Source organism: Fusibacter sp. A1 (assembly GCF_004125825.1).
Classification (GTDB): domain Bacteria; phylum Bacillota; class Clostridia; order Peptostreptococcales; family Acidaminobacteraceae; genus QQWI01.
Window position 1 is genome coordinate 105574 of the sequence record NZ_QQWI01000003.1, and the last position, 23301, is coordinate 128874.

General features: G+C 43.0%; 20 protein-coding genes and 1 riboswitch. Of the genes, 2 read left to right on the forward strand and 18 right to left on the reverse strand.

Annotated features, from left to right (window positions below):
- Positions 1–93 precede the first annotated feature (93 nt).
- The 7 genes from DWB64_RS04515 to DWB64_RS04545 form a co-directional block, all read right to left on the reverse strand.
- Positions 94–1422, reverse strand: coding sequence for an NCS2 family permease (locus DWB64_RS04515; protein WP_129487258.1), 1329 nt, complete (start codon positions 1420–1422; stop codon positions 94–96).
- 173 nt (positions 1423–1595) lie between these two features.
- A complete protein-coding gene (locus DWB64_RS04520; protein WP_129487008.1) occupies positions 1596–1844 on the reverse strand; it encodes a hypothetical protein in 249 nt (82 codons plus the stop codon).
- A gap of 4 nt (positions 1845–1848) precedes the next feature.
- Positions 1849–3486 carry a PucR family transcriptional regulator gene (locus tag DWB64_RS04525; RefSeq protein WP_129487009.1) on the reverse strand — a complete coding sequence of 546 codons (1638 nt, stop codon included), beginning with the start codon at positions 3484–3486 and terminating at the stop codon, positions 1849–1851.
- A gap of 236 nt (positions 3487–3722) precedes the next feature.
- The gene (gene cobT, locus DWB64_RS04530) at positions 3723–4772 is read right to left on the reverse strand and encodes a nicotinate-nucleotide--dimethylbenzimidazole phosphoribosyltransferase (RefSeq protein WP_129487010.1); all 1050 of its coding nucleotides are present in this window, start codon (positions 4770–4772) and stop codon (positions 3723–3725) included.
- A 90-nt stretch (positions 4773–4862) separates the two neighbouring features.
- Positions 4863–5034: riboswitch (cobalamin riboswitch) on the reverse strand.
- A 7-nt stretch (positions 5035–5041) separates the two neighbouring features.
- The gene (locus DWB64_RS04535) at positions 5042–5395 is read right to left on the reverse strand and encodes an MGMT family protein (RefSeq protein WP_129487011.1); all 354 of its coding nucleotides are present in this window, start codon (positions 5393–5395) and stop codon (positions 5042–5044) included.
- Between the two features lie 498 nt (positions 5396–5893).
- Positions 5894–7240 carry an NADP-specific glutamate dehydrogenase gene (gene gdhA, locus DWB64_RS04540; RefSeq protein WP_129487012.1) on the reverse strand — a complete coding sequence of 449 codons (1347 nt, stop codon included), beginning with the start codon at positions 7238–7240 and terminating at the stop codon, positions 5894–5896.
- Between the two features lie 317 nt (positions 7241–7557).
- A complete protein-coding gene (locus DWB64_RS04545) occupies positions 7558–8376 on the reverse strand; it encodes a hypothetical protein (RefSeq protein ID WP_129487013.1) in 819 nt (272 codons plus the stop codon).
- A gap of 243 nt (positions 8377–8619) precedes the next feature.
- Between DWB64_RS04545 and DWB64_RS04550 the strand changes: the two genes are divergently transcribed.
- Positions 8620–8790 (forward strand): 4Fe-4S binding protein, encoded by a 171-nt coding sequence (locus DWB64_RS04550; RefSeq protein ID WP_129487014.1) that lies wholly within the window; start codon positions 8620–8622, stop codon positions 8788–8790.
- A 39-nt stretch (positions 8791–8829) separates the two neighbouring features.
- On the opposite strand, the gene DWB64_RS04555 is transcribed toward DWB64_RS04550, so the two are convergent.
- The 3 genes from DWB64_RS04555 to DWB64_RS04565 form a co-directional block, all read right to left on the reverse strand.
- Positions 8830–9282 carry a MarR family winged helix-turn-helix transcriptional regulator gene (locus tag DWB64_RS04555; protein ID WP_129487015.1) on the reverse strand — a complete coding sequence of 151 codons (453 nt, stop codon included), beginning with the start codon at positions 9280–9282 and terminating at the stop codon, positions 8830–8832.
- A gap of 12 nt (positions 9283–9294) precedes the next feature.
- Entirely contained in the window at positions 9295–10473 is a 1179-nt protein-coding gene (locus DWB64_RS04560; RefSeq protein ID WP_129487016.1) for an acetyl-CoA C-acetyltransferase, read from the reverse strand.
- Positions 10474–10797: 324 nt separating this feature from the next.
- Positions 10798–11427 (reverse strand): redox-sensing transcriptional repressor Rex, encoded by a 630-nt coding sequence (locus DWB64_RS04565; protein WP_129487017.1) that lies wholly within the window; start codon positions 11425–11427, stop codon positions 10798–10800.
- A gap of 224 nt (positions 11428–11651) precedes the next feature.
- Here DWB64_RS04565 and DWB64_RS04570 point away from each other — a divergent pair, with 224 nt between their 5' ends.
- On the forward strand, positions 11652–13574 hold the full coding sequence (locus DWB64_RS04570) for an ATP-binding cassette domain-containing protein (RefSeq protein WP_164980233.1): 1923 nt from the start codon (positions 11652–11654) through the stop codon (positions 13572–13574).
- Between the two features lie 53 nt (positions 13575–13627).
- On the opposite strand, the gene tsaD is transcribed toward DWB64_RS04570, so the two are convergent.
- The 8 genes from tsaD to secA form a co-directional block, all read right to left on the reverse strand.
- Positions 13628–14635 carry a tRNA (adenosine(37)-N6)-threonylcarbamoyltransferase complex transferase subunit TsaD gene (gene tsaD / locus DWB64_RS04575; protein ID WP_129487019.1) on the reverse strand — a complete coding sequence of 336 codons (1008 nt, stop codon included), beginning with the start codon at positions 14633–14635 and terminating at the stop codon, positions 13628–13630.
- Positions 14632–15084 carry a ribosomal protein S18-alanine N-acetyltransferase gene (gene rimI / locus DWB64_RS04580; RefSeq protein WP_129487020.1) on the reverse strand — a complete coding sequence of 151 codons (453 nt, stop codon included), beginning with the start codon at positions 15082–15084 and terminating at the stop codon, positions 14632–14634. The genes tsaD and rimI overlap by 4 nt, the downstream gene beginning before the upstream one ends.
- Positions 15078–15755, reverse strand: coding sequence for a tRNA (adenosine(37)-N6)-threonylcarbamoyltransferase complex dimerization subunit type 1 TsaB (tsaB, locus tag DWB64_RS04585; RefSeq protein WP_164980234.1), 678 nt, complete (start codon positions 15753–15755; stop codon positions 15078–15080). Before tsaB ends, rimI begins: the two co-directional genes overlap by 7 nt.
- 3 nt (positions 15756–15758) lie before the next feature.
- On the reverse strand, positions 15759–16208 hold the full coding sequence (gene tsaE, locus DWB64_RS04590) for a tRNA (adenosine(37)-N6)-threonylcarbamoyltransferase complex ATPase subunit type 1 TsaE (protein WP_129487022.1): 450 nt from the start codon (positions 16206–16208) through the stop codon (positions 15759–15761).
- Positions 16209–16376: 168 nt separating this feature from the next.
- Positions 16377–17030, reverse strand: coding sequence for a hypothetical protein (locus tag DWB64_RS04595; RefSeq protein ID WP_129487023.1), 654 nt, complete (start codon positions 17028–17030; stop codon positions 16377–16379).
- 98 nt (positions 17031–17128) lie between these two features.
- Positions 17129–19282: a Tex family protein gene (locus DWB64_RS04600; protein ID WP_164980235.1), complete on the reverse strand. Its 2154-nt coding sequence runs from the start codon at positions 19280–19282 to the stop codon at positions 17129–17131.
- 53 nt (positions 19283–19335) lie between these two features.
- Positions 19336–20458 (reverse strand): peptide chain release factor 2 gene (gene prfB / locus DWB64_RS04605; RefSeq protein ID WP_371682595.1). Its coding sequence is split into 2 segments (ribosomal slippage): positions 19336–20385 and positions 20387–20458, totalling 1122 coding nucleotides; the frame shifts between segments, so codons are not numbered across the junction.
- Between the two features lie 23 nt (positions 20459–20481).
- On the reverse strand, positions 20482–23157 hold the full coding sequence (secA, locus tag DWB64_RS04610; protein WP_164980236.1) for a preprotein translocase subunit SecA: 2676 nt from the start codon (positions 23155–23157) through the stop codon (positions 20482–20484).
- Positions 23158–23301: the final 144 nt, after the last annotated feature.

Here is a 23301-nt window from a genome sequence, read left to right on the forward strand (position 1 = left end):
GTAATTTAGAGATACGAAAGTCATCGTTCTTATCTTTTATAAGTAAAAACCGCCCTGGAGCGATTCATCACTCCAGAGCGGTCGATTTTAGGGTTATAGGAATTTCTCGATAATGAACTTGGCGATAAAGATTGCCGCTAGAACATAGGTTAATGTTGGAATATCTTTAGATTTTCCAGTAAATACTTTAACCACTACATACGACACGATACCAAAGATGATACCGTCTGCGATGGAGTAAGTGAAAGGCATCATGACAAATGTCAAGAAAGCTGGTAGGGCGTCTGAGAAATCATCCCATTTGATTTTAGCAACAGGAGCCATCATGAACATACCGACGATGATCAGCGCTGGAGCCGTAGCTGCCGCAGGAACAATTAAGAACAGCGGTGCAAAGAATAAAGCGACTGCAAAGAAGAACGCGGTAGACATCGCTGTAAGACCTGTTCTACCACCGTCTGCAACACCTGCTGCCGATTCAACATATGTCGTTACAGTAGATGTACCTAAAACGGCGCCGACAGTAGTTCCAATCGCATCAGCCATAAGCGCTTGCTTAGCGTTAGGCACCTTACCGTCCTTATCGAGCATACCCGCTCTATCGGATACACCAATCAGCGTTCCGACCGTATCGAACATATCTACAAATAGTAAGGTAAACAGAATGACCAGCATATCGCCGTTGAAGATGCTCGAAAACTCAAACTTAAAGAGAATCGGCGACAAAGAAGGTGGCATTTGAACCAGTGTGAAATTATCAAAATTGATTAGACCGAACGGTACGGCAATGGCAGTAGAAATCGCAATACCTATGAGTATCGCTCCACGTACGTTTCTAGCCAGCAGCACACCAGTGATTAAAAGTCCGATGATTGCGACAAGCGCACCAGGTGATGTCAAATCACCAAGCGAAACGATAAGTCCATCAAGCGACCCGTCAGGCAATGCGAATTTTCCGGATTGTACGATTCCCGCATTGACAAAACCGATCAAGGCGATAAATAGACCGATACCGACTGAAATAGCGTGTTTGATTCCCAAAGGAATGGCATTGATGATCGCTTCACGCACGTTGAAGAATGTAAGAAGAATAAATATGATACCTTCAATTAAAACGGCTGTTAAAGCGGTTTGCCAGCTATACCCCATCGCACCGACAATAGTGAATGCGAAAATGGCATTAAGTCCCATACCAGGCGCAAGTGCGAATGGTAGGTTCGCCATCATACCCATTGCGACCGTCCCCACGATTGCAGCGAGCGCTGTAGCAGTGAATAATGCACCCTTATCCATGCCTGTAGTACCAAGGATGAATGGGTTGACTGCCAATATGTAAGCCATAGTCATAAAGGTTGTTAAACCGGCTATCAACTCTCTACTTACAGTTGTTTTGTGTTCTGAAAGCTTGAAAAACTGCTCCAGAAAACCCTTGTTTTTATTCATGTAATACCTCCTGTCTTATATGTCAGATGACATAACCCCAAAACATTATATCAGATGATTCATGCATTAAAAGTGTTTTTAGTGTTTTTATCTATATATTTTTGTTAATATTACATAAAAAAAACGACTGCTCTTAGTCGTTTTCTTACAATTCATTCATCCCTATTGTCATGCTTTGATGGAACCACAATCAGTCCGCCATTGTTGATCATCCGGTCGATGACTTTTAAACTGACCCCTGTAGCCCTGTGGACCTCTATCATCTGGGCGTTGGGATGTGCGCTCACATAGTTCTTGACCACCTCATAATCCTGTCGTTCAAGCGGTTGGCAAGCGCTGCAATAGCCAGTATTGGCAGCTGTTTTATTGATTTTTCCACATCGTTTGCAGACAGTTTGCATAAGCTTACCTCTTGAGTTCTAAAATATGCTTGATTTTTAGTGCAGTCTGGAGGCCATAACGATCCTGTTCATCATCCAAATCCTTATTCGTAATTTCTTTAATACGGGTGATGCGATAGAGAATGGTGTTGTAGTGGGTAAACAGCGATTCAGACATCTTTTTTAAGTTGCCGTTCATCTCAAAATAAATCTCAAGTGTCTTTACAAGATCGGTATCCCTCTTTTTATCGTACGCGACTAGGGGTTCGATCGACGCCTGATAAAACTCAGTCAGTTCATCCCTAAGCACATCATGACTTAACAACTTATATATACCCAATTCGTCAAATATAATCGTTTTAGTTTGATTAATTCCAGAAAGTTCAATCGCTTTTAAGGCGTCTGTCAGACTCTGATGTGTATTGATGATGTCCTCATAGATTCTACCGACACCCACAATGAAATCAGGTACAAGCGATTTATCGCTCAAGGTCTCTTCGACATGGTTAAGAATTGTTCCGATGTTCTTTTTATAACTTACTTTGTCTTTCCACATGAACAGCAAGTTGATTGTCTGCTCTTTTGTAGAGACCAAATAGGTTTGAGAGACTTTCATCAGCATGAGTTCAAGTAGGTAGATCACCTTGGTCATCCGCTGCGACTTGATCAGACCTCCCTGATCTTCATCTCCGATCAGCTTGATGCTGACTATGCTATAGTGGCTTTCCGGTCTGAATCCATAGTTGCCAGCCCGTTCAATGGCCTTTTCCCGTCTGATCGAATCGTTTGCTATCAGGTCATCGAAAAATTCTGCCTTATACTTGTTTTCGACTTCCTTGATCGAAAGTTTCTTTAAGGATTCAATCGCCAAAAGTGAGGCAGCCGACTCAAGGCTTAATATATCGACATTTCCAATCGGTCTCTTATGCCCGTAGACGACTAAATGTCCATGCACCTCATCTTTTACAAGCACCGGGATGAATGTTCGCTCAACTGACTGTTCATCCACCGTTATCGTGTCTGTACGCTTTCTACCGATCACCATTTGCCTGGTTCTGGCATAGGTGTTGGTAATCTTTAAAAATCGTTCGTCCACTTTATATGGAGAGATCACCTCATCAAACTGATAATCGACATAAAAAGTAGGATGTTCGAGATTGCCTGTCAACATGTCTACGATATCCACAGCTGTACCGCCCTTAAGAAGGATAGCCATCGTCTCATTGTGGACAGCTTCCACCTTATCAAGAATTAGAGCTTGTCTATTGAGAAGTAATTTATAGATAGGGGTCATGATATCGTTGAAGGGCACTTCATAATCCAAATCGATTACGGGAAAACCAAGTTCATCAGCAAGTGCTACTAGCGATGGATCAAGTTCTTGGATATAAGGATAGATCTTCACACACAGACCGGCCAGACCTTTTTCCTTAAATTCAATAATCATTTGCTTCACTCTATTTAGCGGTTCATTTTTAAATACATATGCGGTAGTAAGCAAAAGCTCGCCTGGTTTCACCCAGTTCATGATGTCAAGATCGACCATGATGTTTACATTTACTACAAGCTCGTTGATGCCTTTTTTTCCGGCAATCAACTTTCCGCCTTTAAAAAAGTCCATCTCCATCAAGTCATTCAGTCCAATACCCTTTTCATTTATCATAACTGCCCCCCTGTTGTAACTTTTATACAGTTAACATACCCAAACTTTAAGCAATTATACCTAAAGAAGTAATATCCTTTTATATATTATCACCAATATCATACTTACTTAAGAGATACATTGCAAGAGAAAAATGAAGATTCTGAGAATTGACTTACTTACACAAATGAATAAAGCTGTGCACCAGCACAGCTTCAGTCTTATAACCATATGTTTTGAAAAACGCAACTCTCTTCTTAAACAACTCCGATTCCAGCTTCATCAAAAGTGATCATCTCTATCCCCATAAAGCAGGCGGCTTCTAGAATGTTGAACATCAATGCTCCACCTGTACCTTCACCAAGTCTCATATCCAAATCCAGCGGAGGGTCGACACCTAAGAGTTCAGAAGCGAATTTCGCCCCTTTTTCCTTGCTTTTATGCGAAGGAATCAAATACTCCTTGACCTTCGGGTTCAAACGAACAGCGACCAGTGCTGATACCGTCGCGATGAATCCGTCGACCACAATCGGTACCCCTTTAGAGGCCGCACCGATAAAGGCTCCACACATCGCACCAAGTTCAAATCCACCCACCTTGGCAAGCACATCGATCGGATCGTTTACATCCGGATTGTTGTTCCTTATCGCATCTCTGACTACATTGATCTTGTGCTTCACCCGTTCGTCGTCAAGGTTGGCTCCCATGCCTGTCACCTGTTCAGGATCTACATTTCCAAAGACAGACAGAATCGCAGCGCTAGGTGTTGTGTTGCATATTCCCATTTCACCGGTCGCCAATATATTATACCCTTCGTCAATCGCATCGACGGCAGTTTCAATACCTACCTCTATCGCACGAATCGCTTGCTCGCGCGTCATCGCAGGTTCTATTCTTAGATTTTTCGTTCCAAATGCAATTTTCTTATTGATGATTCCTGGCATTTCAATAGTCGCATTGACACCTACATCAACAGGTATAAGTTTAGCTTTAGCCTGTTTCGCAAGCGCACAGACCCCGGTATATCCTCTGACGAAATTCAGCGTCTGCTTCAGCGTCACATCTTGAGGGCACACCGCTACATTTTCATCGATCACACCATGGTCACCGCTAAATACAAGAATCGCCCTTTTATCGACAAGTGGTGAAAGCGTCTGATTGATGGCACTGAGTTGCACATAGTACGACTCAAGTTTTCCCATGCTTCCAACAGGTTTTATCAGATTATCGACCCTTGTCTGTGCTGTGTCCGACCATTTCGAGTCCACTTCCTTGATTGCATTTAACGCGTCATTCAATTTACTCATCGTAATCCCCTTTCGTACCTTCACTAGGCTTTTCGACATAAAAAAAGCCCAGATTCTTCTTTGACAAAAAGAACCTGGACTTTACCGTCATCCAAATTAAGCATGTATGGCAGGTCTCCTGGCTTAGCTTCAACACGACTTATGCCTTCCCGCTTACGCAGTGGCTGTGATAAGTCGTTCCACATTACAGTGATGGGTTCGCTGAGGATTTAAACCTCATTCCCTATTCTCCCTTACGGGCACCGATACCCCTATATTATAATCTGTTTTTACTTAAGTGGCAAGTCATCTTCTGGATCCACCACATGATGGAAGGGTCCCCTATAGGCATAGACATTCAAATTGACGCGGTCCTTATCGCTCATCACCACACCCTCCATCAGAAGCAGCGATTTCTGAAGCTCATAACCCTCATAGGTAGGCAGGGAAATATGCCCCGAGCTGTTGAGGACCCTATGCCAAGGCAGATCCGAATCTTGATAGCGCCTCATAGCCCCACTTACAAACCTAGCAGCCTTCGGGTTTCCTGCCGCCGCAGCCACTTGCCCGTAAGTCATGACATTCCCCTTAGGAATAGACATAATAACCGCAATCACCTTATCATAAAAACTCATCTGAGCCATAGTATACCTCTCTTTACCAAGAACGTAGTGTGTTCTTGGCGATGTAAGTCAACGTCTTTTGTTGACGGATCGGACAGTCTGTTCTTGGCGATGTAAGTCAACGCATTTTGTTGACGGATCGGACAGTCTGTGAACAACACTTTCCATCTTTATTCTACACGCTATCACAATCAATTGCAAATGGTTATCACTGAGAAGGAAGTTGATGGATAAGGACTATTATAATAGGAAGAAATAAAATAAAAGAAATAATAGAAGAAAAAATAAAAGAAATAATAAAAAGCGAATGATATGCCCTTCGGGCGTGAAATATCTTCGATATGATATAATCGCTTCGCGATTGTGATATGAAATCCTTTTATGGGCCGAAGGCGTATATCACATCCGCAGGATATTTCATGCACGCAGGGCATATCACCCGGCCGAAGGACGGATTTCATTGGTAACTATTAATCAATAAAAAAAAAGCTAGACCGAAGTCTAGCTTTTATTTATTGATTAATAGTTACCTTGTTGGTGCATAGCGTCAGCAACTTTTACGAAGCCAGCGATGTTAGCACCAGCAACTAGGTTGTATCCTAAGCCGTAAGCTTCAGATGCAGTAGCTGCGTTGTTGTGGATGTCGATCATGATTTGGTGAAGTTTTTCGTCAACTTCTTCAGCAGTCCAAGAAAGTCTCATTGAGTTTTGTGACATTTCAAGTGCAGAAGTAGCAACACCACCAGCGTTAGCTGCTTTAGCTGGACCAACAAGAACACCTTTTTCCATAAGGAACTTAAGTGCTTCGTTTGTAGTTGGCATGTTAGCGCCTTCTACTACGAATTTGATACCGTTAGCTACGATTGCTTCAGCATGCTCAAGGTGGATATCATTTTGAGTTGCACATGGCATGATGATATCAACTTTTCTGCCCCATGGTTTTTCACCAGCAAAGAACTCACAACCGAATTTATCAGCGTAGTCTTTTACTTTATCTCTACCAGATGCTCTCATTTCAAGAAGGTAGTTGATTTTCTCGTCTGTTACGATACCGTCTGCATCGTAGATGTATCCATCTGGACCAGAAAGAGTAACAACTTTACCACCAAGGTCTCTAACTTTGATGCAAGCGCCCCATGATACGTTACCGAAACCTGAAACAGCAACAGTTTTACCTTCGAAAGATAAACCTTCGTGCTTAAGCATTTCGTTAGCGAAGTATGTTACACCAAAACCAGTAGCTTCTGGTCTGATTAGTGAACCACCGTAAGGGCGGCCTTTACCAGTTAACACGCCGTTTTCAAACGCGCCTCTGATTCTTCTGTATTGACCGTACATGTAGCCGATTTCACGACCACCAACACCGATATCGCCAGCTGGAACGTCAACGTCTGGTCCGATGTGTCTGTAAAGCTCAGTCATAAAGCTTTGGCAGAATCTCATTACTTCAGCGTCTGATTTGCCGTTAGGATCAAAGTCAGAACCACCTTTACCGCCACCGATTGGTAAGCCAGTTAAAGAGTTTTTAAAGATTTGCTCAAAACCTAGGAATTTAACGATTGAAATATAAACAGTTCTGTGGAAACGAAGACCACCTTTGTAAGGTCCGATAGCTCCGTTAAATTGTACACGGAAACCTCTGTTTACTTGAAGGTTACCTGCATCATCAACCCAAGGAACTCTAAAGATGATTTGTCTTTCAGGCTCAGTGATTCTTTCAAGAATGTTTGCCTGTACCCACTCAGGGTGTTTGTCCATTACTGGCTCCAACGACTCGAATACTTCTTCTACTGCTTGTAGAAATTCTGGCTCATTAGCGTTTCTTGCCTGTACGCGCTCAAATACTTCCGAAATGTACTTGTTCATCATACCTCTCCCTTTTCGTGTTGCCGCATTATTTACGGCAAAGATTGTTAAGTTCTTAACCATTTCTATGGCTGCAAACCTTTTCCTAATCAATTTTCGCCTTTATCATAACGAATATTATCAAGTAAAACAATGTTTTTTTGTAAAAACATTTTTTGATTATGAAATTAAACTTGCAGTCTATTTACATAAAATAGCCATTACCAATACTTGCACAAACCAGACTGATAGTGGTTTTCACTTAACCGTGAAATATTTATCGATTTTTTAACATTTTCATTGCAAAATTAAATCGTCAGAAAATTTTGAACAATTCGTTAATTTTTTATCCGCTTCACTTGCCTTACATAGACTTCAATCCGAATCACATGTAACTGGGTCATTGCTTCAAGTCCATCTTTAAGAGCAATAATCAGCTTATTGATCCCTACGTGCAGCTTGCTCCCTAAACCACCGATGATCTCGACATGAATAATCACACCTTCTGGTTTCTCATTAAACTTTAGCTTAACAACAGAATGCACCACCTCACTTCGATCAAGATAGTAACCTGCAATTTGAGTGAGCGCCTTTGTCGAAATCGTATATTTCCCCAAGTAGCTGAAGGTCGGTCTGACAACAGACTTTTCCGCCATCTCAAGCCCGGTCTCCCGTTTAAAGGAAAACACCTTAAGCTTGTCTAGGAAATAACCGCTAAAATCACTTTTCAGCTCGACAGAAGGCACAGGTATAACGTGCTTGCCATGTTTACTCCTCATATCCCTTGCTGTCTGGATTTCTTCAGGAGTAGAAATATCATCGATATAGACCGTTTCGCTGATTTCTCCTATCCCCAACCGTCGTGCGATTTTCTCAACCATGGCATCCGAGGTTCCGATGATCAACAGCTTCTTAGGATTGTGAAGATCTAAGGCCGCCTTGACCTCCTGTAAGTGGCTGTCGTGATGGAATATCGCTCGTTTGACAGCGGCGATATACGTCTGCTCGCGCTTTGCGGACTTACCTGCAATTTTCTTATTGTGTTTGATCAGCAGACCATCATCGATAATGTAATGAATATCATGTTGTCTTGCGACAAATAGAGCGCGATGGCTTTTTCCTGTACCACTTGATCCTACCAGTGCATATACTTTCATAACCTCACCCATTTCTATGTACCCAGCAAACTTCTGGTCAACCCACTTCGTTTTAAAAATTTTAATGTTTAGATTTATATCGCTTAATTTATAACGATTCTCAATATAAAGACAGCATATTCACGTTTTTTTAACTTCACCTTACTTGTTATTGTAAATCATATCTCATATAATTCAATTACAAACTGACACATCAACACATAAACGTGTACCTCGTGTCAAATTTATAGGAGGATTCAAATTATGGCTTATATCATTAATGATTCTTGCATCAGCTGTGGCGCTTGCGAACCAGAATGCCCAGTATCATGCATCACTGCTGGCGATAGCATCTACGTTGTAGACGAAGCTTCATGCATCGACTGTGGCGCTTGTGCGAATGTTTGCCCTGTAGACGCAGCACAACCTAAATAAGGTATTTAAAAAGCTACTCGTAAGAGTAGCTTTTTTAGTTTATTTTTCAGATTTGTCTTCAAGCTGCTTGAATCCTTGATGAAGCCTACTCAAATATTTGAGTACGGCTTTTTCTTCATTTATGGTAAGCTCTGAAATTGCAAACTCGAGCGGGGCGTGCAACTTACTGCTCGCAACCGCCAGTTGCCTATCACCGAACTCGGTAAGACCAAGAACCACAAGTCTCTTGTCGACTGGGTCTTCTGATTTTTCTATCAGTTTTGACTTCAGTAGCCTAGAAACAAATTTCGCAAGATCCGCACGTGGATAATTCATATTTGTGCAAAGCGATTTAAGGGACTGAGGCTCATCATTCAAAACTTCCAATATGGCCACATCCATAATGTCGAGCTTGCACGTAGCTGTTCCAAGTTTTTTATTGCTATGGATGCGGTTCACACGCATTAGCGTTTTATTCAACATGGTATTCAGTTCTTTGCTGTACTGCGACATAGATAGACCTCACTATTTTTTTACGATTACCGCTTCACCCATACCGCCACCTATACAAAGTGTAGCTAGGCCAGTCTTAACTTCTCTTTTTTGCATTTCATGAATAAGTGTCACAAGAATCCTTGCACCACTTGCTCCAATAGGATGTCCAAGCGCGATTGCTCCGCCATTGACATTTGTAATCTCCATGTTTAACTCAAGCTCTTTTGCAACAGCAAGCGCTTGAGATGCGAAAGCCTCGTTTGCTTCCACCAAATCCAAATCAGCTACGGTCAAGTTCGCTTTTTTCAGCGCTTTCCTAACTGCAGGAACAGGACCGATACCCATGATTTCAGGAGCGACACCTGCAGATGCGTGGCTGACAACCGTCACAAGTGGCGTTAATCCAAGCTGATCCGCCTTTTCTTTGCTCATTACGATGATACAAGCTGCACCGTCGTTGATGCCTGATGCATTTGCCGCCGTTACACTGCCGTCTTTTTTGAATGCCGGGCGAAGTTTAGCTAATTTCTCAACAACCACGCCATGCTTGATATATTCATCTTCTTCAAATACAATAGGATCGCCTTTTCTTTGAGGAATCACTACTGGAATAATCTCGTCTTTAAATCTACCGCTTTTTTGAGCCGCCTCAGCACGGTTTTGTGAAACAACTGCAAACTCATCTTGTGCTTCTCTTGAAATTTCGTATTTTGAAGCTAAGTTTTCAGCCGTCTGACCCATATGGAAGTCGTTGAAGGCATCCCACAAGCCGTCTCTCACCATCGTATCATAAAGTTGACCATCGCCCATACGTTGGCCCCAACGAGCCTCTTTTAATAGATATGGCGCCATTGACATGGTCTCCATACCACCAGCAACCACGACTTCGTTGTCGCCACTGATGATGGACTGAACAGCAAGTGAAACCGACTTTAATCCAGAACCACAAATCATATTGATTGTCATCGCCGGTGTTTCGATAGATAGTCCCGCCTTAATCGCAGCTTGTCTGGCAACCCCCTGCCCTTGACCCGCTTGAATAACACAGCCCATCATCACTTCATCTACTTCTTTAGGATCCAGATTGATCTTTTCAAGGGCGCCCTTGATAACAGTCGCACCTAAATCCTGAGGAGTCACTTTACCGATTGCCCCACCAAATGATCCTATCGCTGTACGAACAGCAGATACAATTACTACTTCTCTCATATTCAATACCTCCAAGTTAATTATCGGGGAACCAGCCCGACTAGTGCCATTATAGCATATAGTGCTGGGATGGTGATAGTTATTGTGGCATATGCAAATGCATATCTAATAGCCGAAGGCTATATCATACACGAAGTGTATTTCATGCATTTCATGCATATCACCCGAACGCAGTTTGGATATCATTGTAGTAATAAAAAAACTAGACTTCGTCTAGTTAAAGAGCTCTAAGAGGTTATGCACCTCTACGGAATAACAAAATAAGTTATCCTGGCCGGTGGGGCGGTAATAAAAAAACTAGACTTCGTCTAGTTTTGTTTATTACTACTTACTCGCTCCCTTTAGGAAGTATGAGATTGTGAATAGGTCTTCGATTAGGTGAACGTTTTCCACGATGACATCTTCTGGGACCTTTAAATCGATTGGAGCAAAGTTCCAGATGGCTTTTATTCCATTGTTGACTAGCTTCTCTGCAACGTTCTGTGCCGCATCTCTGTTGGTGCATATGTAGGCGATGTCTATAGCTTCTTTTTCCAAATATTCGCTGATGTTTTCTACATCAAGCACCTCTACATCATGTATTTTCATACCGATGAGACGTGGGTTAAGGTCAAACATCGCTTGCAGATTGAATCCGAACTTTTCGAAACTTGTGTAATTCGCTAAAGCTTGTCCAAGATTTCCGGCTCCGATGATGATTGTCTTATAATCGCTTACAAGACCCAATATGCTACCGATTTCAGAAAAAAGTTCCTCTACATTGTAGCCGTATCCCTGCTGTCCGAATCCGCCAAAATTATTTAAGTCCTGTCTGATTTGTGACGCTGTGAACCCCATGATTTCTGAAAGTTCCTTAGAAGATATTCTTTTAACATCTTTCTCGAGCAAATCCTTTAAGTACCTGTGATACTTTGGCAAACGTTTAATAACCGCTCTTGAAATTTTTTCGCTCATCGCTACACCCACCCATTACTGTTTATTTGAAAGCATTGCTTTCTATCTAATGTTCGTTAAATGATAATTTATTTACCTAATAAAAATTATAGCATCCTGTTTTCACACTGTCAAACATCCAACCACCCCAAACATAGCGCTCTCAAGGTATATATCATGATTTTTTAAGTCGGGCACTATCACATAATATGATTTTCTGCTAAACTTGTATGGAGGTGATTTCAGTGATTGCATTATCATTTAGTCAAATAAAAAAAGCATATTACGAACAAACTGTGTTGGATTCGATTTCATTTTCGATAAACGCACAAGACAAATTGGGACTTATCGGCCGTAACGGCACTGGAAAAACAACCATATTACGCCTTATTGCAGGTGTTGAAGAACCAGATAGCGGTATGATTTATATGGACAGCAAACTCAAGGTAGGTTATATGAAGCAAACCGATGAGTTGGATGAGGACTACACATTACTCAGTTACTGCATGTCCGCATTCGAAGATTTGTTGTCTCTAGAAGAGAACCTAACTGCCATGGAACATGAAATGGCTAGTTTTAAGACAGACAATGAAGATTTTAAAATCTTCATGAGCAAGTACGAAGCCTTATCCCACAGCTTCGAACAGCAAGGGGGATACATATTCAGATCAAAGGTCAGGGGTATTCTAAATGGCCTAGGGTTTGGCGACGAATCACATGATCGCGCTGTTAAATCCTTAAGCGGTGGCCAGTTTGCAAGACTTAAGCTAGCCAGACTTCTGATCGACGAGCCCGACATCCTTATTCTTGATGAACCTACAAACCATTTGGACATCGCTACGACCAGTTGGCTTGAGAACTACTTGAAGCAGTATCCAAAAACATTGCTGCTAGTGTCGCATGACAGGTATTTTTTAGATAGCGTATGCACCAAAATCATGGAAATTGAAAATAGCAATACGATGATTTACGATGGCAACTATACGGTCTTCAAAAAGAAAAAGGAAGCACATCTTGAACAGCTGAAGCGTCAATATGAAAAGGCTCAGTCAGAGCGCGCCAAACAAGAAGAACTCATACGAAAATTCAAGCAGCGTGGAACCGAAAAATTGGCTAAGCGCGCGAAAAGCCGCGAAAAACGCCTAGAACGACTGGAAACTCCTGAATATGTCGCTAGCCGCGACAATAAGATGAAGCTGAATCTGAAGGCTGGTTTGAGTTCTGGAACCGAAGTCCTCCATGTCGAAAATCTTTGTAAATCCTATGGCGAACAAGAAGTCATACGCGATGTTTCCTTCAACGTGTTTAGGGGTGAACGGATCGGACTGATCGGACATAACGGCACGGGCAAATCAACCATACTCAAAATACTTGAAGGTTCTCTGGATTTTGATGAAGGTCAGATCAAATTTGGTCACCAAGTACTTTGCGCTTACTATGATCAAAGTATGGAAGATCTGGATCCCGAGTGCACGATTATCGAAGAAATTCATAATTTCGTCCCTTTGATGGATGAAGTGGATATAAGAACCCTCTTAGGTAGATTCCTGTTTACAAGCGATGATGTCTTCAAGCCGATCAAAGTGCTTAGCGGCGGCGAGAAGGCAAGGGTCATGCTTACAAAGCTCTTCTTGACCGACTCTAACTTCTTGATGATGGATGAGCCGACAAATCATCTTGACATCTACAGTAAAGAGGTGCTCGAAGACGCGCTTGGCTCGTATGACGGTACCATGATCGTCATCTCTCATGACCGGTATTTTCTTGATAAGATCTGTGACCAGATCCTAGAAATCGACAATCATGAACTGACGCTTTATCACGGAGGCTATAGCTACTACACAGAAAAGAAAGCTGCCTTGGCCGCAAAAGACGAACCGGACAAGCCACTTGTCACAAAGACTGAAAAGAGACAGGACAAGAAAAAAGAACGACAGATGATCAATCAAAAAAAATCGCTTCAATCACAGGTAAGTGAAATCGAAGCAATCATACACTCTACCGAAACACGCCTAGAAGAAATCGCCCACGAGCTATGCGATGAAGCGGTTTACAGCGATCCTGAAAAGACAAAGGCGATTTTGTCAGAAGAGAAACAGCTGAAAACCACACAAGAGGAATTATATGAGAAGTGGGAAGAAATCAACGAACAGTTGAGTGATATGTAAACGTTTAAAAGGACAGCGAACTCCATCGCTGTCCTTTTCTTATAGTTATAGCTCTATTCTCCAAGTCTAAGATTTGGTGTCGCATTCAGTGCGAGGTCGCATCCTACATGCTCCTTGCTATGATAAAAGGCGCTTGCTCCGATCATTGCGGCATTATCTGTACAAAGCACCAATGAAGGGTAGTAGACTCTGCAGTCCGTTTTTGAGATCGCCTCTGTGAGCGCCTCCCTAAGTCTTGAATTGGCAGCGACTCCACCTGCGACAACAAGGGTATCCATCTCATAGTCGGCTAGGGCGTCCATAGCCTTTGTCACCAAGACCTCGATGACCGCCTCTTGGAAACTGGCAGCAACATCCGCATCGACAACTTCGATGTTTTTCTGCTTTGCCTGGTTCAGATAGTTGAGCACTCCTGACTTGATACCTGAAAAACTAAAGTCATAGGAATCCTTTTCTAAAAAAGTTCTTTTAAAATGAATCGCCTCACGGTTTCCTTCTTTTGCGAGTTGATCGACATATGGTCCACCAGGGTACGGCAGTCCTAAGGTCCTAGCCACTTTATCATACGCCTCACCTATCGCATCGTCACGCGTCCTGCCGATCACCTCAAACTCGGTGTAGGACTTTGCAATAGCAAGATGGGTATGCCCGCCTGATACCACAAGACACATGTATGGCGGTTCGAGTTCTTTATTTTCAAGCAGTACAGAACTGATATGTCCTTCGATATGATTGACAGGTATCAGGGGTTTTCCTAGGGCAAAACTTAGGGTTTTGGCATAGTTCACACCCACAAGCAGCGCTCCTACAAGTCCAGGACCCTCTGTCACAGCAATCGCATCGACTTCATCAAACTCAAGACCTGCTGCCTCTAAAGCCTGGTCTATGACGTGTGCGATTTTATCCAAATGGTTTCTCGATGCGATTTCTGGTACCACACCACCATATAATTTGTGAATTTCTATTTGCGAATAGATTATACTTGATAGAATAGTTCTACCGTTTTCAACGATTGCGACCGATGTTTCATCACAGCTCGTCTCTATGGCAAGTATCTTCATTGCTTATCTCCTCTTAGATCGGCCCACATGATAAGAGCGTCTTCTCCTGTATCCTGATAATACTTCGGTCTCACTCCACGACTGACAAATCCAAAGCCCTTATAAAGTGCGATTGCAGGCTCATTCGATACACGTACTTCAAGTGTCAAGTGATTGATTTCCTCAGAAACGGCACGATTTACTAAATGTGCGATCAAAGCCTTTCCCAAACCATGTTTTCTGAAAGCCGGGTGGATCGCTACATTGGTGATATGTCCTTCATCCATAACGTGCCAATAGCCCGCATAACCGACGATCACACCATCTACTTCAATGACCATATACCGAGCCAGTCTATTAAGTGTCAGCTCACTCTCAAAGGACGCCCTATCCCATGGCGTTTTGAAAGATAAGGATTCAACAAGCATCACGCCGTCCAAATCACCTAGAGTCATATCACGTATCAGCATTTGGACTTCTCCTCAAGTTCACGCTCCGCCTGAGGTTTTCTTAAATAATCGGCTTCAAGCGACTTATAGTCGCTCAAGGTATAATCACCCTGTTCGTAAGCGTCAAATAGACCAATCGCAGTGTTTAAAACTTCCCTTTGGTCACCGAAATAGGCGCTTTCACCGAGTATATCCGAAATCAATCCACGATGAACAGGAACCCCGTCACCCACAAAAAGTACTTTTTTACCTTCAAGTTTCTCAAGCAGATCAACCATCTTCCATGTGTCAGCCTTTATAACGGCTCCTTGATGATCATAGACAGCCGTGTATACCTGTCCCCTTCTTGCATCGAGAATAGGGCAAACCAGTCCGCTGAACCTTTTTCCGTGGTAGCTTAGCGCCTTTAGTGTGGAAACCGCGTAAATAGGAGTGTTAAACGGATGCGCCAGTGCCTTAACCGTCGACAAGGCGATTCTAAGCCCTGTAAATGAGCCTGGTCCGTTCGCTACGATTATTCCACGGATATCAGATACCTTCGCATCACACTGTTTCAAAATCTGATCGATCAGCGGCAACAGGGTCTGCGAGTGCGTCTTTTTGCTGTTAAGTGTCGTGAACGCCAATAACATTCCATCCTTAGACAGCGCGCAGCTTGCTGTCTTAGTCGTTGCATCAATTGCAAGTAACATCATCTACTCCTTTATCTCAAAATCAAACGATTTATATCCATTTAATTCGAGTATTCGACCTTCTTCATGATTGTCAATCGTAATCAGAATCAACTGATCGGTTTCGACCTTCAGCTCATCAAGAATCTTGTCAGCCCACTCTATCAGAACTATTCCACCCTCATGCAGGTACTCGAAAAATCCGATTTCATCTAACGAGTCTATCGTATCGATTCTATAGACATCCGCATGATATAAAGGTCCTAACGAACACTCATACGCGTTTACAATATTATAAGACGGGCTTGCCATATACCCAGGTATATTCAGCGCCTCACCGATCGCTTTAGTAAGCGTGGTCTTGCCTGTACCTAAATCGCCAATCAAGGCGACAACATCCCCTTTGGAAAGCTTACCCGCTATCAGATGCCCTACATGCATCATCATCTCTTCATTTTTAGCATGAATTCTCATACAATGCCCTCGTTTCAAAATTGTGTGTTCAACATATGATTATATCACTATGTGGCGTATAAATGAAGTACATAGCGACATTTACAAGGCTTTGTAAAAAAGCGGCCGGAGCGAACAAAAAAAACCGTGCATCAGCACGGTTTTTGAATTTACTAGATCAGCCTGAACTTATGCTGTCTTCACTTTTACTTTTTTACTGAACGCAAGTATCGCTCCAAGTGCGATCGATAAGAACGCAGCCGCCATCACTCGGTATTCGGCAGGCAACATGAATGTGATCGTATGTGCAGGAATCCAGAAAAACGGAATCGTCTTCAGCACGATAAACGAAATGAATCCATCCCAGTCAATCGCAGCAGTGATGTCAGAAATCGAAATTTTGCCACTGCGTGAAGCCTTAAGGTCAAGGTAAGTATCCGTATACTTGTGCAGGCCCATAAAGGCAGGTGCGAAGAAACAGTTCATGATGGCACTTGTGAAGAATGCAAAAGCAAGTTGCACCCCTTCAAAAGGTAGGTACCCTTTTGCTTGAGCCGAAATAACGCCGCCGGCAAACACATTGAACATCAAGGTGATCAACATACCGATGCCACCCCAGATGACGATACGCCAAATAAGACCGGCTGGCTTCGAGTAATCGCCTTTGACGATTCTAATCGCCATCAGCTCACCCATCGTAGCCAAAATCGCAAATTTAACAAAACCCATTACATAAGGAACATCATGTGTCCACTTGTTAAAGTATACCTGAGTGGATGGCACTAGCATAAATGCAACGACAGCTGCAAGAGCCAACAACCAAATAAAATCGCCTTTTTTCATATTATCTCTCCTTTAGAATTGTATAATGTCACTATCATTATACCTAAATTCTCAAATTTTACAAAATAATTTTAAGGCTTGTCAAATAATTTTAAACTCTATTTACCGACCTGCTTCATACTGAGGGCGACTTTTTGACGTTTGACATCAATTCCTATCACTCGTACTGTAACAATGTCACCAACACTAACCACATCCATCGGCTTCTTGATAAAGCGGTTCGCCAACTCCGAAATATGAACCAGACCATCCTGCTTAACGCCTATATCCACAAACGCGCCAAAATCGACTACGTTTCTGACAGTCCCCTGCAGCTCCATTCCGTCGGTCAAGTCATCGATGGTCAGCACATCGCTCCTAAGTATCGGCGGCGCCATGTCTTCTCTGGGATCACGACCGGGCTTATCAAGCTCTTTAAGCAAATCTTCAAGTAGGATCATATGGATATCGAGCTCTTCCTTGAGTTTTCTCATACCATACAGATTTGCGAGCCCCTGGGCATTCGGTGCCTCAACGCCTATCATCTTAGGATCAATCTTCAATATCTCCATCAATTTTTTACATACTTCATAACTTTCGGGATGTACACCAGTACGGTCAAGCGCTTCTTTTCCAGTTGGAAGTCTCAAGAATCCAGCCGCCTGATTGAACGCAGCCTGACCGATCCCCTTAACCTTCAGTACTTCCTTACGGGTTTTAAACTCGCCCTTATCATAGCGATAAGAGACAAGATTCTTCGCAGTCGTCTTACTGATTCCCGCAATATGTCGCAGTAACGACTCTGAAGCTGTATTGATATCAACACCAACGCTGTTGACCGCATCTTCAACCACACCGTCTAGTACTTCTGTAAGCCTTTTTTGGTTAACATCATGCTGATACTGACCTACACCTATGGATTTTGGATCGATCTTTACAAGTTCAGATAAGGGGTCCTGTACACGCGCACCAATAGAAATAGCCCCTCTGATCGATACGTCGATATCCGGGTACTCGTCAGATGCGAGCTGCGACGCCGAATAGACCGAGGCTCCCGCTTCATTGACGATCATGTAATGCACTTCGCGGTCGATCGACTTAATCACATCTGCGACAAACTGTTCTGATTCACGTGAACCTGTCCCATTGCCTATCGCAATAAGATCCACCTTGTGTTTCTCGATAAACTGCTTCATGATTTTTGCGCTTTTTTCAATATCCATCTGAGGTTTTGTCGGAAAAATCGTCGTGTATTCCAACACTTTTCCAAGTTCATCCATCACAGAAATCTTACAGCCGGTCCTGTATGCCGGGTCAAAACCCATCACAACCTTTCCACGCAGTGGAGGTGACATCAATAGTTGCTTCAGATTGACGCCAAATATGCCTATCGCATGTTCTTCAGCCCTTTCCGTCATCGCGCTTCTTAACTCACGTTCAAGCGCAGGACTGATTAGACGCTTATAGGCATCCGTAAAGGCACTGTTCACAAATTGATTTTTCAACATATCTTTTAAAACACCACTACCGACCATTTCAACGGCCTTATCATGGTCCAGATCCATTTTCACCTTGAGGATGTTCTCCCGTTCGCCGCGGTTGACCGCTAAAATTCTGTGCGGAGGCATCTTCATGGCATTTTCCTGATAATCATGGTACATCGTATATGTTGCGGCTTCGTCACCTGATTTTGAGACAGCAGTCACGATCATCGCTTCTCTTTCATAGATTTTTCTAAAAGCGTCACGTACACTGGCCATATCGGATATGTGCTCTGCTACAATATCCATCGCGCCTGCAATCGCATCCTCGGCGGTATTTATACCCTTTTCCTCATCAATCAGCCTCTCTGCCTCATGGCGGATCTTAACTTCATCCGAAAGCAGCAATAGGATGTTTGAAAGCGGCTCCAATCCTTTTTCCTTCGCGATTGTCGCTTTGGTTCTTCGCTTTGGCTTAAAGGGCCTATAGATATCTTCAAGCTCCGATAGTTTCTCTGCCTTTGAAATCGCACGTTCAAGCTCGGGAGTCATTTGCTCAAGTTCAGTGATATGTCTTGTCACTTCGCTTTTTCTGTCCTCAAGACTTCTTAAATAAGTAAGTCTGTCACCAAGTTCGCGAAGTTGGGTATCGGTGAGCTTGCCGGTGACTTCTTTTCTATAACGGGCGATAAAGGGAATTGTATTCCCCTCGTCGATCAGTTCCACTGTCTTTTCAACTTGTCCAATTCCAATATTGAGTTCCTTAGCAATCTGTTCAAACATGCGTTTCATCATTCTTCTCCTAGCAAAAACACACCGCCTCATAAGCTGGCGGTGTGTCAAGTCTAAATTTCGTCGGTGTCATCACTTTTCTCACCTATCAGGTAGGCATCGATAAACAGATCGATATCGCCATCCATCACATTTTGCAACTGTCCATTTTCTGCACCAGTTCGGTGATCCTTGACCAGTTGATACGGATGAAAGACATATGATCTTATTTGGCTGCCCCATGATATCTGCGAAAAGTCGCCTTGAATATCTTCAATTTTTTCCTTATGTTCCTGCTCTTTTAAGACAATCAACTTCGCCATCAGCATTTTCATCGCTGTTGCTCTGTTTTTAATCTGAGACCTTTCGTTCTGACATTGTACTACAACACCAGTCGGTAAATGCACGATTCTTACTGCAGAATCCGTTGTGTTGACATGCTGACCGCCGGCGCCGCCAGATCTAAAGGTATCAATTCTAAGATCCACAGGATTGATATCGATCGCTTCCTCGTCATCAAGCTCCGGAATCACATCGATTGCTGCGAAAGAAGTATGCCTTCTGCCCGATGAGTCAAAGGGCGATATGCGAACAATCCTGTGGACGCCTTTTTCCGACTTTAAAAAGCCGTACGCGTTTGGTCCGCTATATCTGATCGTCGCACTTTTCAGGCCTGCCGTGTCATCCTTAAGATAATCCAGTATTTCAACCTTAAAGCCGCGTCTTTCACCCCATCTGAGATACATGCGGTAAAGCATTTCAGCCCAGTCGTTCGCATCTAAACCGCCAGAACCCGCATGAATTGACAAAATAGCGTTTTGCTTGTCGTACTCACCCGAAAGGAGCGCTTCGAGCCTGGCTTTTTTTAACGTCTTATCCAGCGTAGCAAGTCCTTCGACAAACTCCGCCTCCATGCTGTCGTCCTCTTCTTCAAGGGCCATCTCGCATAGCATTTCAAGTTCTTCATATTGCGTCACCAGCGACTCGTACATACCCAAGATCCGCTGGACATCCTTTTGTTCTCTCATTAGAGCGGTCGATTTAGCTTGATCGCTCCAAACACTTGGGTCGACAAGTGCTGCTTCAATTGTTTCAAGTCTCATTTTCAGCCGAGCTGAGTCAAAGTGAAACACTCAGATCTTGTAAATTTTCATGAAGTATTTTGAGCGTTTGCTTACCACGTTCAAAAGTTAACATGTAATCCCTCCTTTTAATTGGTATTAAAGATCAATACCATGGCACTTTTTGAATTTTTTACCGCTGCCACACGGACATGGATCATTTCGACCCACTTTTTCTTCTTTGCGTTTTACCGATTTCTTAGGCAGATCACCTTGATGTGACGCCTGTATCACCGCAGCCTCTTCACGTTTTGTTTCTGTCTTTACAGAAGCATGGAAAAGCATTTTTACAGTGTCCTCTTTAATATTGTGGATCATCTCGTTGAACATGTCAAATCCTTCGATCTGATATGTTTTAACTGGATCTTGCTGACCGATCGCGCGAAGGTTCATACCTTGTTTTAACTGATCCATCGCATCGATATGGTCAATCCACTTATCATCCACAACTTTAAGAAGCACATAGCGTTCAATTTCTCTCATCTTTTCTTCTGGAATCTCTGATTCGAGCTTATCATAGAAAGCTTTTGCCCTTTCAATGACTTTCGCTTTTAGATCTTCAACAGTAAGGTTCGCATCAAAAGGAAGTTCCATCCTTTCAACAAACATCACTTGGTGAAGGTGATCCTCAAGCGCTTTTAAGTTCCAGTCATCGACATATTGAGACGCCGAAGTGTGCTGATCGACGATAGAGTCTATCACATCCTCAACCATCGTCCATATATGATCCTTTAAATTATCTCCGCGAAGTACGCTTTGTCTTTCGCCGTAGATGATTTCACGTTGCTTATTGATGACATCGTCATACTGAAGAACATGCTTTCTGATACCAAAGTTGCGACCCTCGACTTTCTTCTGGGCTCCTTCAATGGATTTTGTAAGCATCTTCGCTTCAATCTGCATCTCGTCTTCCATACCGAGCTTATCTACCATACCCTTGATACGGTCAGACAAGAAGAGTCTCATCAAATCATCTTCAAAGGAGATATAAAACTGAGTCGAACCCTGGTCACCTTGACGACCGGCACGGCCTCTAAGCTGATTGTCGATACGTCTGGATTCATGACGTTCTGTACCTATGATATGGAGTCCGCCGGCGTTTTTCACCTTTTCGGCTTCAATATCCGTTTCGGCTTTAAAACCTGAGAAGATCGTATTGTAAATTTCTTTTGCAGCCCTTATCTCATCATCATGGTAATCAAGCGGCGAAGTGACTTTATTGAGCACATCATCACTGTAACCGCGTTTTCTCATTTCTTTTAAGGCCATAAATTCCGGGTTACCACCCAAAATGATATCCGTACCACGACCGGCCATGTTTGTAGCGATCGTTATCGCACCGAAGCGACCAGCCTGAGCGACTATTTCAGCCTCTCTGTCGTGATGCTTGGCATTAAGTACTTCGTGTTTGATGCCGCGTTTTTTAAGCAGACTGCTTAGGTACTCAGAAACCTCAATCGTGATCGTACCGACAAGTATAGGCTGTCCCGACTGATAACGGTTAGTGATTTCCTCTATGACAGCATCGTACTTGCCTTTTAACGACTTAAATACGACATCTTGCATATCGACACGCGCGATGGGTTTATTGGTCGGTACGATGACTACGTCCATACCGTAGATATGTTTGAATTCATCTTCCTCTGTTTTCGCTGTACCTGTCATACCAGAGAGCTTGTTATACTGTCTAAAGTAGTTTTGAAGTGTAATCGTCGCAAGCGTCTGCGATTCTCTACGTACTTCAAGACCTTCTTTGGATTCGATCGCCTGATGTAGTCCGTTGGAGTATCTACGTCCATTCATGAGTCGACCGGTAAATTCATCTACAATAAGAATTTCACCATCTTTAACGACATAGTCTACATCTCGTTTCATGGTAAATCTGGCACGCAGCGCTTGATTGATATGGTGAGAAAGCTCCATGTTTTCAGGGTCAGAAAGGTTTTCGATGTTAAAGAACTTCTCTGCCTTGACAACACCGCCCTCATCCGTAAGTACAATCGACTTCTCTTTTTCTTCAATCGAAAAATCAACTTCTTTTTTTAGTGTAACGACAAACTGATCCGCAAGGCCATATAGATTTGTCGATTTTCTTCCGTTACCGGATATGATCAGAGGAGTTCTCGCCTCATCGACCAAGATACTGTCGACTTCATCGATAATCGCATAATTCAGTTTCTTTTGAACCAATCGCTCCTGATGAACTACCATATTGTCTCTTAGGTAGTCAAAACCGAATTCGTTGTTCGTTCCGTATGTGATATCGCACATGTACATCAAGCTTCGTTCTTCGCCCTGCACATCATTCGTCAGGCATCCTACAGTAAGTCCCAAGAACTCGTGAACCTTACCCATCCAGTCTCTGTCACGCTTTGCCAGGTAATCATTGACGGTAACGACGTGAACGCCATCACCAGTCAGCGCATTTAAGAAAGAAGGAAGGGTAGCGACCATTGTTTTACCTTCACCGGTTTTCATCTCTGCGATTCTACCCTGATGTAAAACGATCCCCCCAAGTAGCTGAACCGGATAATGTCTTTTCCCAAGCGTTCTGACTGCAGCCTCTCTAACCAGCGCGAATGACTCATACAATAAGTCATCTAGTGTCTCACCCTTTTTGTAGCGATCCTTCAGGATACCTGTCATCGCCTGTAGTTCTTCGTCTGACTTCGCTTTCATCATCGGTTCTAAAGCTTCGATTTTCTCAACTTCCTTGTAAAGCTGCTTAATTTCCTTTTGTGATAACTTATCTGACATCCAATCCTGAAAACCCATACATGACCACCCTTTTTTATTTTTACGCAATCGCGCTAATATTCCGTCAATCATAGTGCAGTACTTCTATTTTAGCATACAATAGATTAATTATAGCGCTAAATTATGAATGTAATATGAACTAAAAAAATCAGACAAGCGCTT